The sequence below is a fragment of the Streptomyces sp. NPDC024687 genome, from assembly GCF_055559055.1.
In genome coordinates, this window is the sequence record NZ_JBVHLJ010000002.1 from 71,720 (window position 1) to 84,531 (window position 12,812).

Sequence of the window (12,812 nt, forward strand, 5' to 3'; positions counted from 1 at the left end):
GACCTGTGCGGTGAGGACCAGCACGCCGACCACGTTGAGCACGACCCAGGCCAGTGAGCCGAAGCGACCGTTGACGAGGACGAGGCGCATCCCGGAGGTCAACAGGCGGCTGAGGGTGCCGTCGATGCGGCGCAGCGCCTTGCCCTCCAGGCCATGGGCCCGGGTGACCGGGATGAGGCGGGCCATCGCGGTGCCCCGGGACGAGAGGGTCTCCACCTCGTGCCGGAAGTGCTCATTGTGGGTGCGCAGCCGGGCCTTGAGACGGCCCCGGACGAGAGCCGCGGCGGGAGGACGACGAGGAAGACGGGCACGAACTCCGGTGTCCGTACGGCGATGATGACCAGTCCGCCGATCAGCACCGTGGTGGCACCGAGGCCGGTCTCCGCGGTCTGCTGCACCATCTGCTCGACCGTCTCGACGTCCCGCACGACCTTGACCTGGAGCACACCGGCGCCACTCCTACTCGTCCAGGGTGCGGGCGAGTTCCGTGGTGGCGTGGGCGATCTCGCTGTCGTCGTCGGCCATCAGCCGCTCGATGACGCCGCTCTTGGCGCGGACGGCCTGGCGGGCCCGGCGCTCCCACACCACGGGGTTCTCCCGGTGGTTGAGCAGCTTGGGATAGACGGCCGCCGTGCTCTCCCACTGGCGGGCGCCGGCGATGCTCCTGAGCAGCTGGATGATCTCCGCCCGGCAGGTCACCTGGGGCAGCTGGGCCAGCTCCCAGAGGAAGGGGACGGTGGCGGCGGTGGCCTGCTCCACGACGAAGCCGTACTGACAGATGCGCCTGCGCAGGTCGCCGAGTGCGGTGCCGGCGGTCTCGGGGTCCCCCCAGGCCACGCTGTTGAGGAGCAGGGGGATGGCCGCGGCGCAGCCGGTGGAGTCCTGGATCTCGCCCCAGGGCACCCGGCTCAGCGCCGCGAGGGGCGTGGTCCGCGCCACCCCGGTCGTGGGCACGGGGCAGCTGGTGCGCTCGTTGCTCGGTTGGTCCGGAGCGGTGCGCATGGCGTGAAACCTTTCCGCGGTCATGTCAGGGAGGAGGGGTGGTCGACAGCTTGGCCCAGACGGTCTTTCCGGCGGGGGGCCGTGAGGTCCAGCCCCACTCCTGAGCCAGGGTGTCGACGATGTACAGGCCCCGGCCGTGCTCCCGCAGGGCGGTGGCGTCGTCGGGCGTGTACGCGGGCGGCTCGTCACCGGGGTCGGAGACGGTCACCAGTAGATGGGCGGGATCGAAGGACAGCCCCAGCCACACCTCGGGGACACCGTCCGCCGCGGGCCTGAGGACCGCGTGGGCCACGGCGTTGGCCGCGAGTTCGGTGATCACGAGGGTGGCGTCGTCGCTGCGGTGGTCCAGGGACCAGCCGCCCAGCGTCTCGCGGGTGAAGGCCCGGGCCCGGGCGAACCCCTCCGCACTGCACCGGACGAGCAGCGCGGCGGAGACGAAGGGGCCGAGCACCGGTGGCCGCCGCTGCGGGTGGGTGGGGCCGGGACGCCCCGAGGTCGCACCGGCCGGGCCGGCATCACCCACCTCCGGCACAGCCTGGCTCGGCGGCCGGAGCACGTGATTCGCAGGTGACGACACGGCATCTCCTTGATGCGACGTCAAGACGGGGCGCAACCGCGGGGGTTGACGCCGCAGCTATTATCCACGCTGAAGGCGTCCGCGTGCAATTGCACGAGAAATTGCGCGAAGATTGGGTGGGGCCACGAGGGTTGCGGTTGCGCGCCCCTGTCCCGCCCCGCACGGCCGGGCACGGCGCCCGGCACAGATCGTGAACAGCAAGGAGACTGCAGTGCCAGTGCAGAACGGAGTGCGGGCGAGTTCGCTCGACGCCCGCTGGGTCAAGAGCCGTCACAGCAACGCCGAGGGCAACTGCGTCGAAGTGGCCTCACTGGTCGACGGCGGCGTCGCGCTGCGCAACTCCCGTGATCCCGACGGCCCCGCGCTGGTCTACACACCGGCCGAGGTCGCGGCGTTCCTCGCCGGCGCGAAGGACGGGGAGTTCGACCACCTCCTGTGAGGTGCCGGAGCCCCCAGGGGCGACGGCGGCCCGAACTCCCGGGCCGCCACCGGCATCTACGGAATGGTGCGCTGCGCCCACGCTGCGTGCGATAGTGTGAGTCGTCTCTATGCCGGTTTACTGGGAGTCAGGATGTCTGCCGCGTCCCACCGCATCTCCCGCCTGGAACCGTATCTGGACCGGACCGAGCCGGCTCCCACGCTGCTGAAGATGCTGGTCGGCGTGCAGTTGGCGGGTTTCCGCGAGGATGCCGGGCTCGCTCAGGACCAGGCGGCGCGGGCCCTCGGGTTCAGTCCCGCCAAGCTGTCCCGTATCGAGTCGGGCAAGGGCCGTAGGCCCCCGTCGGAGAGCGACGTCCGCGCCCTGCTCGAGCTGTACGGCACCGGGGACCACGAGTCCTCGGTGCTCCTCAAGCTGCTCCAGCGCGCCGGTGACCCGGGCTGGTGGCAGCGGTACGACAAGCGGCTGATGCCCGAGTGGTTCGACCGGCTGGTCGGGCTCCAGGAAGCCGCCGCGGCCATCCGTACCTTCGAGATCCAGTACGTTCCCGGCCTGCTGCAGACCCCGGACTACACCCGTGCGGTGGTGGAGCGCGGTCTGCCCGCCGCTGCGTCGAACGAGGTGGCACGCCGCGTCGAACTGCGTATGCGGCGCGCTCAGTTGCTGCTGCGCGAGGACGCCCCGCAGTTGTGGGCGGTGATCGACGAGTCGGTGCTGCTGCGGGTACTGGGCAGCCGGGAGATCATGCGGGAACAGCTGACCCACCTCATCGCGATGGCCCAGCGCCCCAATGTGACGGTGCAGGTCATTCCCCTGGACGTGACGAACGCCTCCGCTCCCGCCATCCCGATCACCTATCTGCGCTTCGGCGGGTTCGATCTGCCGGACGTCGTCTACCTGGAGCACATCAAGAGCGCCAACTTCCTGGAGGACCGGGACGAGACGGAGGAGTACCGGCTCGCCCTGGACCGGCTGGCGGACGACGCGCTCGAACCCCGGGACTCGCTGGCGATGTTGACCAAGACGAGGGACGAGCGCTACGGCGCCTGAGTTGACCTAGGCCGGGGGCTCGGGCGGCTCTTCGCGCCTGCGACGCTTCTCGAACGGCACTTGGCGGAGTCGTAGGTCAGGTCGTAGATGCCGCGGAGTTCGGCGCCCGACAGCGTGAAGGCGTCACCGCGCAGGAAGCGCCCGTCGGCTGCCGCCGTGCGTACGCTCCTCGGCCAAGGCGACGGGGACGGTAGGGATCGAGGGCGCGACCGACGGCGACCAGGCCACGGTCGAGGTACGACAACAAGTTCTCGCCCGCTTCGCCACGAAGAACGGACCGGCTTGGCGCGGTCCGCGTAGAAGCCGTCCCACCAGCGACCAGCGTCCGGAGTCCAGAGGGCGGCTCGGGGACGCCCCCGGCGTGGGACCCTCGCGGTCGTGCCAGGGGCGTTCGTGGCCGGGTCAGCTCAGTCGGCCCACGCCTCCGAACTCGATCCACTCGTGGGTGAGCTGGCGGGGGGCCACGTCGGTGTCGGGGCGCCAGGTGGAGACCTCCACGAGACCCGGTTCGAGGATCTCCAGGCCCTCGAACCACTCGGCGACGTCCTTCTCCTGGCGGACCCGGCCCCAATGGCCCTGGGTCGCCTTGTCCATGAAGTCGGTGACGAAGTCGCGGACCTCGGGGTCCTCGCTGACGAGCTGGCACATCACCATGAAGCTGCCGGGCGCGAGCCGCTCGCTCACCCGTCGGGCCACGGCGGCCGGCCCGTCCGTCTCGCTGTCCGGGATGCAGTGCATGACCGAGTTGAACAGCACGGCCACCGGCTGCGAGAAGTCGATCAGCCGCTGGGTGTCCTCGTGGGCGAAGATCGCGTCGGTCTCCCGCATGTCGGCGTGGATGACGGTGGTCCGATCGTCCTGCTGCAGCAGCGCCCGGCCGTGGACGAGGACCATCGGGTCGTTGTCGACGTAGACCACGTGTGTGGTGGGGTCGATGCGCTGGGCGACCTGATGGACGTTGTCCTGGGTGGGCAGGCCGGAGCCGTGGTCCAGGTACTGGCGGATGCCGTACTCGGCCGAGAGGGTGCGCACCACCCGCTGGAGGAAGCGCCGGTTGTTCACCGCGAGCCTGCGGGTGCTCGGGACGACCTTGTCGAGCTCCTCGCAGGCGGCCCGGTCGGCCGCGTAGTTGTCCTTGCCGCCGAGGTAGTGGTCGTACATACGCGCGGCCGTGGGTACCGAGGCGTCGATCGATGTGGACAGGTTCTTACCGGTGCTCATGATTCCCCCAGCTTGTGCCGCCAACTGGCCCGGCAGGACAGGGAGTCCATCCTAGGGACACCGCGATCGCCGGTGCCAGTCCACAGGGGGGTGAACGAGGGGTCAGGCGGCGTCCAGCTCCGTGAGTTCGTCCGCGTCGAGCACGAGACCGGCCGCGGCGAAGGAGTCGCGGATCGTCTCGGGGCGGCTCGCGCCCGGGATCGGCACGACCACCGGCGACTTGGCGAGCATCCAGGCCAGGCAGACCTGCTGCGGGCTCACGCCGTACTTCTCTGCGATCCGCGCGAACGGGGCGTGCGCCGAGCCCAGTCCACCGGCACGGGAGATGCCGCCCAGGGGGCTCCAGGGCAGGAAGGCGATGCCGAGCTCGTCGCACAGACGCAGTTCCGGTTCGCTGGAGCGGAAGGCCGGGGAGAACTGGTTCTGCACCGAGACCAGTCGGCCGCCGAGGATCTCGTTGGCCAGCCGGATCTGGTCGGGGTTCGCGTTGGAGATGCCCGCCCGGAGGATCTTGCCCTCGTCGAGGAGGTCGCGCACCGCGCCGGCGGACTCCTCGTAGGGGACGCGGGGGTCGGGGCGGTGGAACTGGTACAGCCCGATCGCCTCCACACCGAGCCGGCTCAGCGAGGCCTCGCAGGCCTCCTTGAGGTGCCGGGGGCTGCCGTCGAGCGTCCAACTGCCGTCCCCGGGACGCAGATGCCCGCCCTTCGTGGCCACGAGGACGTCACCGCCCCGGTCGTGGGAGGCGAGGGCCTTGGCGATCAGGGTCTCGTTGTGACCGACCTCGTCGGCGTCCCGGTGGTAGGCGTCGGCGGTGTCGATCAGGGTCACGCCCGCGTCGAGTGCGGCGTGGATGGTGGCGATGGAGCGTGCCTCGTCCGGCCGTCCCTCGATGGACATGGGCATGGCGCCGAGTCCGATCGAGCTCACTTCGACATCACCGATGCGGCGGGTGTGCATGGCCTTGGACCTCTTTCGCCTGTCACGCGGAACTAAGCCCTCACCAGCCTGGTCGCGCACACGCCGTAGGTCCAATAGAAGAATGAGAACGCATCCAGCGACGGCAGTACTGAATCCCGAACCTGCCGCTTCCGGTCGCCCGGGGGGCGAGACGGGGTTGCGTGTCCGCGGTGTCCGTGTGAAACCCTCGCCTGGACCGGCAGCTGGTCCAGTCCGGTCGTCGTGAGGTTCGGCAGTACGGCGAGAAAGGCGGCGGTATGCGCATCGGACTGCTCGGTACCGGTCCCTGGGCCAGGATGGCTCACGCTCCCGCGCTGAGCGCGCATCCGGAGCTGGACTTCGCCGGGGTGTGGGGCCGTCGCACGGAGGCCGCCAAGGAACTGGCCGACGAGCACGGCACGCGCGCCTACGACGATGTCGACGCGCTGCTCGCCGACGTGGACGCCGTCGCCGTCGCCCTGCCGCCGGCCGTGCAGGCATCCCTCGCGGCGCGGGCCGCGCGGGCGGGGCGCCATCTGCTGCTGGACAAGCCCCTCGCGACGACGGTCGAGCAGGGGCGGGAGGTGGTCGACGCCGTCCGGGAGTCCCAGGTCGCCTCGGTGGTGTTCTTCACCTCGCGTTTCCTCGCCGAGACCGAGGCGTGGATCGGTGAACAGGCGGGCGTGGAGGGCTGGTTCACGGCGCGCGCGGAATGGCTGGGGTCGGTGTTCACGGACGACAGCCCCTTCGCCGACTCACCGTGGCGGCAGGAGAAGGGCGCCCTGTGGGACGTGGGTCCGCACGCTCTGTCGGTGCTGCTGCCGGTGCTGGGCGAGGTGCGTGAGGTGGCGGCGGCCGCGCACGGTCCCGGCGACACCGTCCATCTGGTCCTCCGGCACACCAGCGGCGCGTCGAGCACCCTGACGCTGAGTCTCACGGCTCCGTCGGCGGCCGCGGGAGCCGGCGTCGAACTGCGGGGCGCGGGCGGAGTCGTCCAGCTCCCGGAGTCGTCCGAGGGTGTGGTGCCCGCCGTGGTCCGGGCCGCCGACGGACTGCTCGCCGCCGCCCGCACCGGCCGGCCCCACCCGTGCGACGCCGCGTTCGGTCTGCGGGTCACCGAGATCCTCGTCGAGGCGGAGACCCTGCTGGACGGCGGAACGGGCGTGCCGGCTGAGTAGGCCGGCAGCTCAGTCTCCGGTACCAGGCCCGGTCGCCCTCGATGTGCGGGGGGGGGACTCAAGCACGGGACCGATCGGCCCGACAGCCACGGGAAGTCGGCTCCGTAGATCAGGGTGTCCCCGACCGGTTCGTCGCCGCCGGCATCGACAGCCGGGCCGGCTGTCGATGCCGGACGAGCGCTCAGGCGGTCTGCGTGGGCCGGTAGTTGAGGCGTTCCCGTACGACGGGATAGCCCGCCTTGGCGAAGTTCGCGGCCATGGGGAAGTTCCCCCGGTCCGTCGCGCCGGAGACGAACTCGGCGCCGCGCTCGACGAGATAGTGGGTGCACTCGGCGAGCAGGTCGTAGGCGTAGCCGTGTCCGCGGTGTTCCGGCACCACGCCGATGAACGCGACGCAGGGTCCCGACGGGTTGTGGGCCGGAATGTGGATTCCGGCGACGTCTCCCTGCGGGGTGTGGGCGATCTGCCACCACTCGCGGGGCGAGGGACACCAGTGGAAGAAGTCGAGTTCCTCCTGGGCGGCCCGGTCGAGTCCGTCCTCCTCGATGGCGGTGAGGGCGTGCGCATCGAGGGTGGCGGAGTGGATGCGGCGCAGCAGGTCGAAGAAGACCGCGTCGTCCGGTTCTGGCCGGAACTCCAGGCGTCCGGGACGCTCGGGCAGAGCGTGCTCCGGTGTCCACCGGTACAGGAACCGCTCGACCAGAAGCTCGTACCCGGCCTTGTGCGCGGCGGTGAAGCGAGTCTCGGCGGCGGCCCGCAGCCCGGGGTCCTCGCGCCACCCCGCGGGCATATTCAACTCGAGCTCCACCTGCCAGGGGGCGGTGCGCAGGAGTTCGGCGCCGGCCTCCTCCTCCCCTTCGGCCACGTCGAACCAGTTGACATTGACGGGGACGGTGTCGTCGGGGCCGCCCCACCAGGCGCCGCGTGCCACGACCTTGCCGTCGCGCAGGGCGACGCGCTTCCAGTCGGGGCGGTGCCGGGTGACGCGGTGGGACTCGCCGGCGCCGAGAGGGTCGGGAAGGGTGTCGAAGACAGGGGCTGTGCGCTCGTCGAGCGCGCGGATGACCAGCTCGGTCATGGGTGGATTCCTCCGGGAGATGTGCTGCGGGGAGCGCTCCCGGTCAGGCGAGGCACGCCGGGGCGACGGAGAGGGAGCGCTGAGGGGTGGGGAACTGCACGGCACTCGCCTCCTTCCGCTGGTTCGGGGCGTGGCCGCTCACGCTACGGGATCTTCGTGAACGGCGTCCATCGTTTTTCGCGGCGCGCGTCCGGTCCCGGGCCGCCGCTTAAACGGTCCTTAAGGCCGGGTTAAACGCCGTCCGCCCTGTATACCGCCGAGCCCTTGGTTCGTACCATCGACACTCGTCCACATCGTGAGAGCGCTCTCAATTCTCCGAGGAGACCCCCCACATGACACCTCGTCACCAGCGCCACCTCGGGCGCCGCAAGGTCCTCTTCGCCCTCGGCGGGGCGATGGCCGCCGCGCCCGCCCTCGCCGCACTGGCCCCCCACGCCCTCGCCGACAGCAACGGCACCTCGTTGGCCGGAGCCCTGCCGCTGACCGTCGTCAACGACACCGGCGCCTTCGACAACGCGAACGTCCACGTCTACATCGTGGGCAACCAGGACGGCAGGCAGGTCCGTGTCACCCCGGACGGCACGCTCGCTCCGGTCGCCCTCTCCGACAACGGCGCCGACGGTTACACCGACTACGCGATAACCCTGGCCGGCAGTGGCGAGACCAGGCTGTCGCTCCCCTACCTGTCCGGCCGGATCTACGTGTCCCTGGGCGCGAAGCTGAAGTTCAAGGTCGTCACCGACGGCAACGGCAACCCCGCCCTCCAGTACCCGGCCGGCTGGGTGACCTCGGACCCCAACTACCGGGTCCTGCACGACTGTGCCGAATTCACGTACAACTCGGCCGGCATGTTCTGCAACACCACCATGGTGGACATGTTCAGCGTGCCGCTGAGCATCCGGCTGACCGGGGCACGGGACCAGACGACGGGCACCCTGCGCGCCTCCGGGCGGGCCGGTGCCTTCGCCGCCGTGCGCCAGGTCCAGGAGTTCGCGCCGCTCGTCGTGGACGACACGCGGATCATCGCGCCCGGTCACGGTCTGGACGCCGGCCTGTTCCCAGCGGGCTACCTCGCGCCGTACATCGACGAGGTGTGGAGCACCTACACCGGCAGGGACCTGGCCGTCACCACGAACGCGGGCACCTTCACCGGGCGGGTGCGCGGCGACCGGCTCGTGTTCACCGGGCCCGCGCAGGTCTCCTTCGCCCGGCCCTCGACACGGGACGTGCTCTTCTGCGACGGCGCGCTCGCCGCTCCCAATGACGGCACAACCGGGCCGGTGGCGGCGGTGCTCGGTGCCGGGTTCAACCGGTCGACGCTGGTGAGTTCCGCCGCGCAGCCGACCACCGACCCCACCAGTTTCTACAGGACCGCGCTCACCAACCACTACGCCAAGGCCGTGCACGCGGCCACAGCGGACGGCAAGGCGTACGGCTTCGCCTTCGACGACGTGGCCGACTTCGCCTCCTACGTCCAGGACACGGCGCCGACCGGGATCCGGCTGACACTCACCCCGTTCTAGAGACGGTTCGGGGTGCGGGGACCGGCGGGTCGTAGCAGCGTGGTGGTGTGAGCGGACTGCGCGACCGGGACCGGCGGAGCTGGCTGCGGGGCGCGCCGCCGCCGGGCTGGGTGCGGGCACTGCCCGCCGCGCTGCTGGCGGGGGTGTGCGTGGCGACCCTCGTGAGCCCCCACCCGCTCGACATCGGGTTCCTGCTGGGCGCCATCCCTCCGATGGCCGTGCTGTCCTACCCGCCGCTGGCCACCGCGCTGCTCGGGGCGCTGGTCCTGGTCGTGCTGAACGTGCCGGCGTTCCAGCTCAACGATCCGGGCAGCACGGATGTGCTGACCGTGGGCTTCGTCGCGGCGCTCAGTGTGGTCGTGTCGTACGTCCGCAGCCGGCGTGACGCCCAGCTGGTGACCGAGCGCGCGGTCGCGGAGGCAGCGCAGCGGGCCGTCGTGCCGCCGCTGCCCGAGCGGGTAGGAGGCGTGCGGTGTGCGGGGCTGTACCGGGCCGCGCAGCGCGGGACGCTGGTCGGGGGTGACTTCTTCGACGTACGGGAAGGGCCCTGCGGGGTGCGGGTGGTCATGGGCGATGTGCAGGGGCACGGGCTGTCCGCCGTCTCGACCGTCGCCTCGCTGCTGGGGGCCTTCCGGGAGGCGGTGCTGGACCGGCCTGATCCCGAGTCGGTTGCCGCGCGGCTGGACCGCAGGCTGGTGGTGGACTCCGCGGCCGTACGGCACTCGGAGCTGTTCGCGACGGCCGTGGTGCTGGAGTTCGGCGCCGGCGCGACGACCGTACGGATCGTGGCGTGCGGGCAGCCCGGCCCGGTCCTGCTGCGCGACGGGCGGGCCGTGGAACTGGATGTGCCGGTGGGCACCCCGCTCGGTCTGGGCGTGTCCGAGGCCTCGCCGCCGACCGGGGTCACGGTCCCGCTGCACCCCGGCGACCGGCTCTTCCTGGCCTCGGACGGGGTGTGGGAGGCACGGAACGCCGCCGGGGTGTTCTACCCGCTGCTCGACCGGATCACCGGGTTCACGGACGAGCCCCAGGATCTCGTCGAGCGGGTCTGGGCCGACCTCGTCCGCTACGCCCCGGCACTCCAGGACGACGTCACGATGCTCGTTCTGGCGCCCGTCGCCCCGGAGGCCCGCTGACCGCCCCGTCCGCCTCCTGCTCCCCCTCGGCGTCGATGTGCGGGAGCATCCGGTCGAGCCAGTGAGGTGCCCACCAGGCGTGGCGGCCCAGCAGGGTCATGACGGCCGGGACCATGAGCAGCCGTACGACGGTCGCGTCGATCAGCACGCTCACCGCGAGGCCCAGTCCGAGCATCTTGACGACGATGTTGTCGCTGATGATGAAGGCCGCGAAGACGCTCACCATGATCAGGGCCGCGCAGGTGATGACCCGGGCGGTGATCTCCAGGGCGTGGGCCACGGAGGCCTTGGCGTCCCCGGTGCGCAGCCAGGCCTCGTGCACCCGGGAGAGCAGGAAGATCTCGTAGTCCATGCTCAGCCCGAAGATGATCGCGAACATCATCATCGGCACATAGCTCTCGATGGGCACCTTGCCGGAGACGCCGAGCGCGGGGCCGCCCCAGCCCCACTGGAAGACGGCGACGACGACGCCGTAGGAGGCGGCGATCGACAGGACGTTGAGGACGGCGGCCTTCAGGGCGACGAGCAGCCCGCGGAAGACCGCGAGGATGATGAGGAAGGCGAGGGCGACGACCACGCCGATGATCAGCGGCAGCCGACTGGAGACGATGTCGCGGAAGTCGACCTGGGCGGCGGTCGTGCCGGTGACGTACCCCTTGGCGTCGGTGCCGGAGACCGCGGCGGGCAGAGTGGTGTCGACCAGGCGGTTGGTGAGGTCGGTGGTGGAGGCGCTCTGCGGGGACTGCTTGGAGTAGACGGTGGCGAGCAGGACGTCCCCGTCCTTGGTGGGGGTCAGCTGGGTGACCGTGGCCGCGCCGGACACGCCGCCGAGCGTCTTCTGCGCCTGGGAGGAGAGGGACGAGCGCTGGGACGACGGTACGGAGGTCTGGTCGATGACGACGGTGAGGGGGCCGTTGGAGCCGGGGCCGAAGGCGTCGGTCATCCGGTCGTAGGCGCGCCGGTCGGTGAAGGAGGTGGGGTCGGCGCCGTCACCGATGTGGCCCAGCTGGAGGGAGAAGACGGGGATGGCGAGGACGACGACCGCAGTCACGCCTGCGGCCAGGTATCGCCATGGCCGCCGCTCGACCCGCTGGGCGTAGCGGTGCCACGTCCCCTGTGCCGTCTCGCCCTCGGCGGCGTTCGTCTCGGCGACCGGACGGCGCACCCGGTAGCGGTCGATCCGGGTGCCGATCAGTCCCAGCAGGGCCGGGACCAGGGTCAGGGCGCCCAGGACGGCGGAGACGACCGTGACGGCGGCGGCGAGCCCGAGTTTCGCGATGAACGAGACGCCGGACACGGACAGCCCCGCCAGGGCGATGATCACCGTGCAGCCGGAGACCAGGACGGCCCGTCCGCTGGTGGCGGTGGCCCCACCGGCCGCGTGCACCGGATCCTTCCCGTCCATCAGGCTCTGCCGGTGTCGGGTGAGCTGGAAGAGCGCGTAGTCGATACCGACGCCCAGACCGATCATCGTGGCCAGGGTGGGCGAAACGGTCGCGAAGGTGAACGCCGCGGCCAGCAGGCCGAGACAGGCGAGTCCCCCGATCACACTGATCAAGGCGGTCACCAGGGGGATTCCGGCGGCGATCACACTGCCGAAGCCGACGAGCAGGACGACGATCGCAACGGCGAATCCGATCAGCTCGCTCACCCGGTCGTCCGCGTCGGGGCGCGCGAGTTCGCCGAGCTGGCCGCCGTACTCGACGTCGACGCCGGCCGCCCTCAGAGGCTGTACGGCGTTGTCGACACCGTGGAGGTAGCCGTCGTCCAGGGTCGAGGGCTGCACGTCGAAGCGGACGGTGATGTAGGCCGTCTTCGCGTCCGACGACAGCGGTCCGACCTTCGAGGCGGGCACGGACAGCGGGTTCTGCACCGACAGGACGTGCGGCAGCTTCTGGAGATCGGTGACGGTCGTGGAGACCTGCGAGCCGAGCGAGGTGAGCGCCTTGTCACCGTCGTGGAGAACGATCTGACTGCCGTACCCCCCGGCCGCCGGGTCGTGCTTCTTCAGGACGTCCTGGCCCTCCTGGGACTGGACGCCGGGCAGGGAGAAGTTGTCGGAGTAGTCCCCGCCGAAGGACCGGTTCAGTGTCTGCAGGGCGACCAGGGCCACGAGCCAGGCCACCAGGACGATCACGAAGTGCCGGGCGCACCACTCGCCCAGTCTGCGCAGGGCGCCCTTGGGGCTGTTTCGCGTACGGGACATGGCATCGTCTTCCCTGCCGAACCCGGGGGAGCAATACTCCCATTACACGCCTTTCCGATCATCCGGGCATCCCGGGCGCACCCGGCGCCGAGGCCACCGGACCGGGGTCCGCTCCGGGCGCTTCGGGATGCAGGGTCGGCCCGGGCGTTGAATGGTGATACCGGACCCGTTGCACAGCACCGGGACCGCACAGCGACTCCGGATCCGAGGAGCACAGATCATGCCGACGTCACAGCCCGACGTATCCGGGCCGTCCGAGGACCGCACCACCCCGGACGACCTGCTCCACGCCCGTACCGGCACCGAAGTCTCGCCGGAGGACCTCATCCTTGCCTCGGGCAAGGACATCACCCCGCACAGCCTCGAGTGGGCCCGGCGCAAGCTGGAGGCGGAGGGCCCGGCGGCGCTCGACAAACTGCTGCCCTGATCGAGGACTTACCCGTCGTCCTCGCCCTATCGAAAC

Annotated in this window: 12 protein-coding genes and 1 pseudogene; 6 read left to right on the forward strand and 7 right to left on the reverse strand. The window is 70.9% G+C overall.

Translation table 11 applies throughout. The features are described 5' to 3' along the window. Positions 1-12: 12 nt before the first annotated feature. The 3 genes and pseudogenes from ACZ39I_RS06755 to ACZ39I_RS06765 form a co-directional block, all read right to left on the reverse strand. Positions 13-464, reverse strand: a pseudogene (locus tag ACZ39I_RS06755) (ABC transporter transmembrane domain-containing protein); the annotation flags it as partial. Further along, positions 460-1,002: a hypothetical protein gene (locus tag ACZ39I_RS06760; protein ID WP_467243387.1), complete on the reverse strand. Its 543-nt coding sequence runs from the start codon at positions 1,000-1,002 to the stop codon at positions 460-462. The gene ACZ39I_RS06760 and the pseudogene ACZ39I_RS06755, both read right to left, overlap by 5 nt. A gap of 25 nt (positions 1,003-1,027) precedes the next feature. Beyond that, the gene (locus ACZ39I_RS06765) at positions 1,028-1,579 is read right to left on the reverse strand and encodes an ATP-binding protein (protein ID WP_467243388.1); all 552 of its coding nucleotides are present in this window, start codon (positions 1,577-1,579) and stop codon (positions 1,028-1,030) included. A gap of 217 nt (positions 1,580-1,796) precedes the next feature. Between ACZ39I_RS06765 and ACZ39I_RS06770 the strand changes: the two genes are divergently transcribed. Together ACZ39I_RS06770 and ACZ39I_RS06775 are read left to right on the forward strand one after the other, a co-directional pair. Beyond that, positions 1,797-2,018 carry a DUF397 domain-containing protein gene (locus tag ACZ39I_RS06770; RefSeq protein WP_393598904.1) on the forward strand — a complete coding sequence of 74 codons (222 nt, stop codon included), beginning with the start codon at positions 1,797-1,799 and terminating at the stop codon, positions 2,016-2,018. A gap of 132 nt (positions 2,019-2,150) precedes the next feature. Further along, on the forward strand, positions 2,151-3,068 hold the full coding sequence (locus ACZ39I_RS06775; RefSeq protein ID WP_467243389.1) for a helix-turn-helix domain-containing protein: 918 nt from the start codon (positions 2,151-2,153) through the stop codon (positions 3,066-3,068). 402 nt (positions 3,069-3,470) lie between these two features. Here the strand turns inward: ACZ39I_RS06775 and ACZ39I_RS06780 are convergent, their stop codons facing one another. Further along, the gene (locus tag ACZ39I_RS06780; RefSeq protein ID WP_467243390.1) at positions 3,471-4,289 is read right to left on the reverse strand and encodes an SAM-dependent methyltransferase; all 819 of its coding nucleotides are present in this window, start codon (positions 4,287-4,289) and stop codon (positions 3,471-3,473) included. 102 nt (positions 4,290-4,391) lie between these two features. Continuing rightward, complete coding sequence (locus tag ACZ39I_RS06785; RefSeq protein ID WP_467243391.1) at positions 4,392-5,249, reverse strand: aldo/keto reductase; 858 nt, start codon at positions 5,247-5,249, stop codon at positions 4,392-4,394. Positions 5,250-5,506: 257 nt separating this feature from the next. Between ACZ39I_RS06785 and ACZ39I_RS06790 the strand changes: the two genes are divergently transcribed. Further along, entirely contained in the window at positions 5,507-6,406 is a 900-nt protein-coding gene (locus tag ACZ39I_RS06790; RefSeq protein ID WP_467243392.1) for a Gfo/Idh/MocA family protein, read from the forward strand. 181 nt (positions 6,407-6,587) lie between these two features. Here ACZ39I_RS06790 and ACZ39I_RS06795 read toward each other — a convergent pair whose 3' ends face one another. Further along, on the reverse strand, positions 6,588-7,484 hold the full coding sequence (locus tag ACZ39I_RS06795) for a GNAT family N-acetyltransferase (RefSeq protein WP_467243393.1): 897 nt from the start codon (positions 7,482-7,484) through the stop codon (positions 6,588-6,590). A gap of 332 nt (positions 7,485-7,816) precedes the next feature. Here ACZ39I_RS06795 and ACZ39I_RS06800 point away from each other — a divergent pair, with 332 nt between their 5' ends. Continuing rightward, complete coding sequence (locus ACZ39I_RS06800; protein WP_467243394.1) at positions 7,817-9,007, forward strand: glycoside hydrolase family 64 protein; 1,191 nt, start codon at positions 7,817-7,819, stop codon at positions 9,005-9,007. Positions 9,008-9,063: 56 nt separating this feature from the next. Further along, positions 9,064-10,143, forward strand: a complete 1,080-nt coding sequence (locus ACZ39I_RS06805) for a PP2C family protein-serine/threonine phosphatase (RefSeq protein WP_467244349.1) — start codon at positions 9,064-9,066, stop codon at positions 10,141-10,143. Here the strand turns inward: ACZ39I_RS06805 and ACZ39I_RS06810 are convergent. After that, positions 10,100-12,349: an MMPL family transporter gene (locus ACZ39I_RS06810; RefSeq protein ID WP_467243395.1), complete on the reverse strand. Its 2,250-nt coding sequence runs from the start codon at positions 12,347-12,349 to the stop codon at positions 10,100-10,102. The genes ACZ39I_RS06805 and ACZ39I_RS06810 overlap by 44 nt on opposite strands. Positions 12,350-12,569: 220 nt before the next feature. Between ACZ39I_RS06810 and ACZ39I_RS06815 the strand changes: the two genes are divergently transcribed. Next, the gene (locus tag ACZ39I_RS06815; RefSeq protein ID WP_352385026.1) at positions 12,570-12,776 is read left to right on the forward strand and encodes a hypothetical protein; all 207 of its coding nucleotides are present in this window, start codon (positions 12,570-12,572) and stop codon (positions 12,774-12,776) included. Positions 12,777-12,812: the final 36 nt, after the last annotated feature.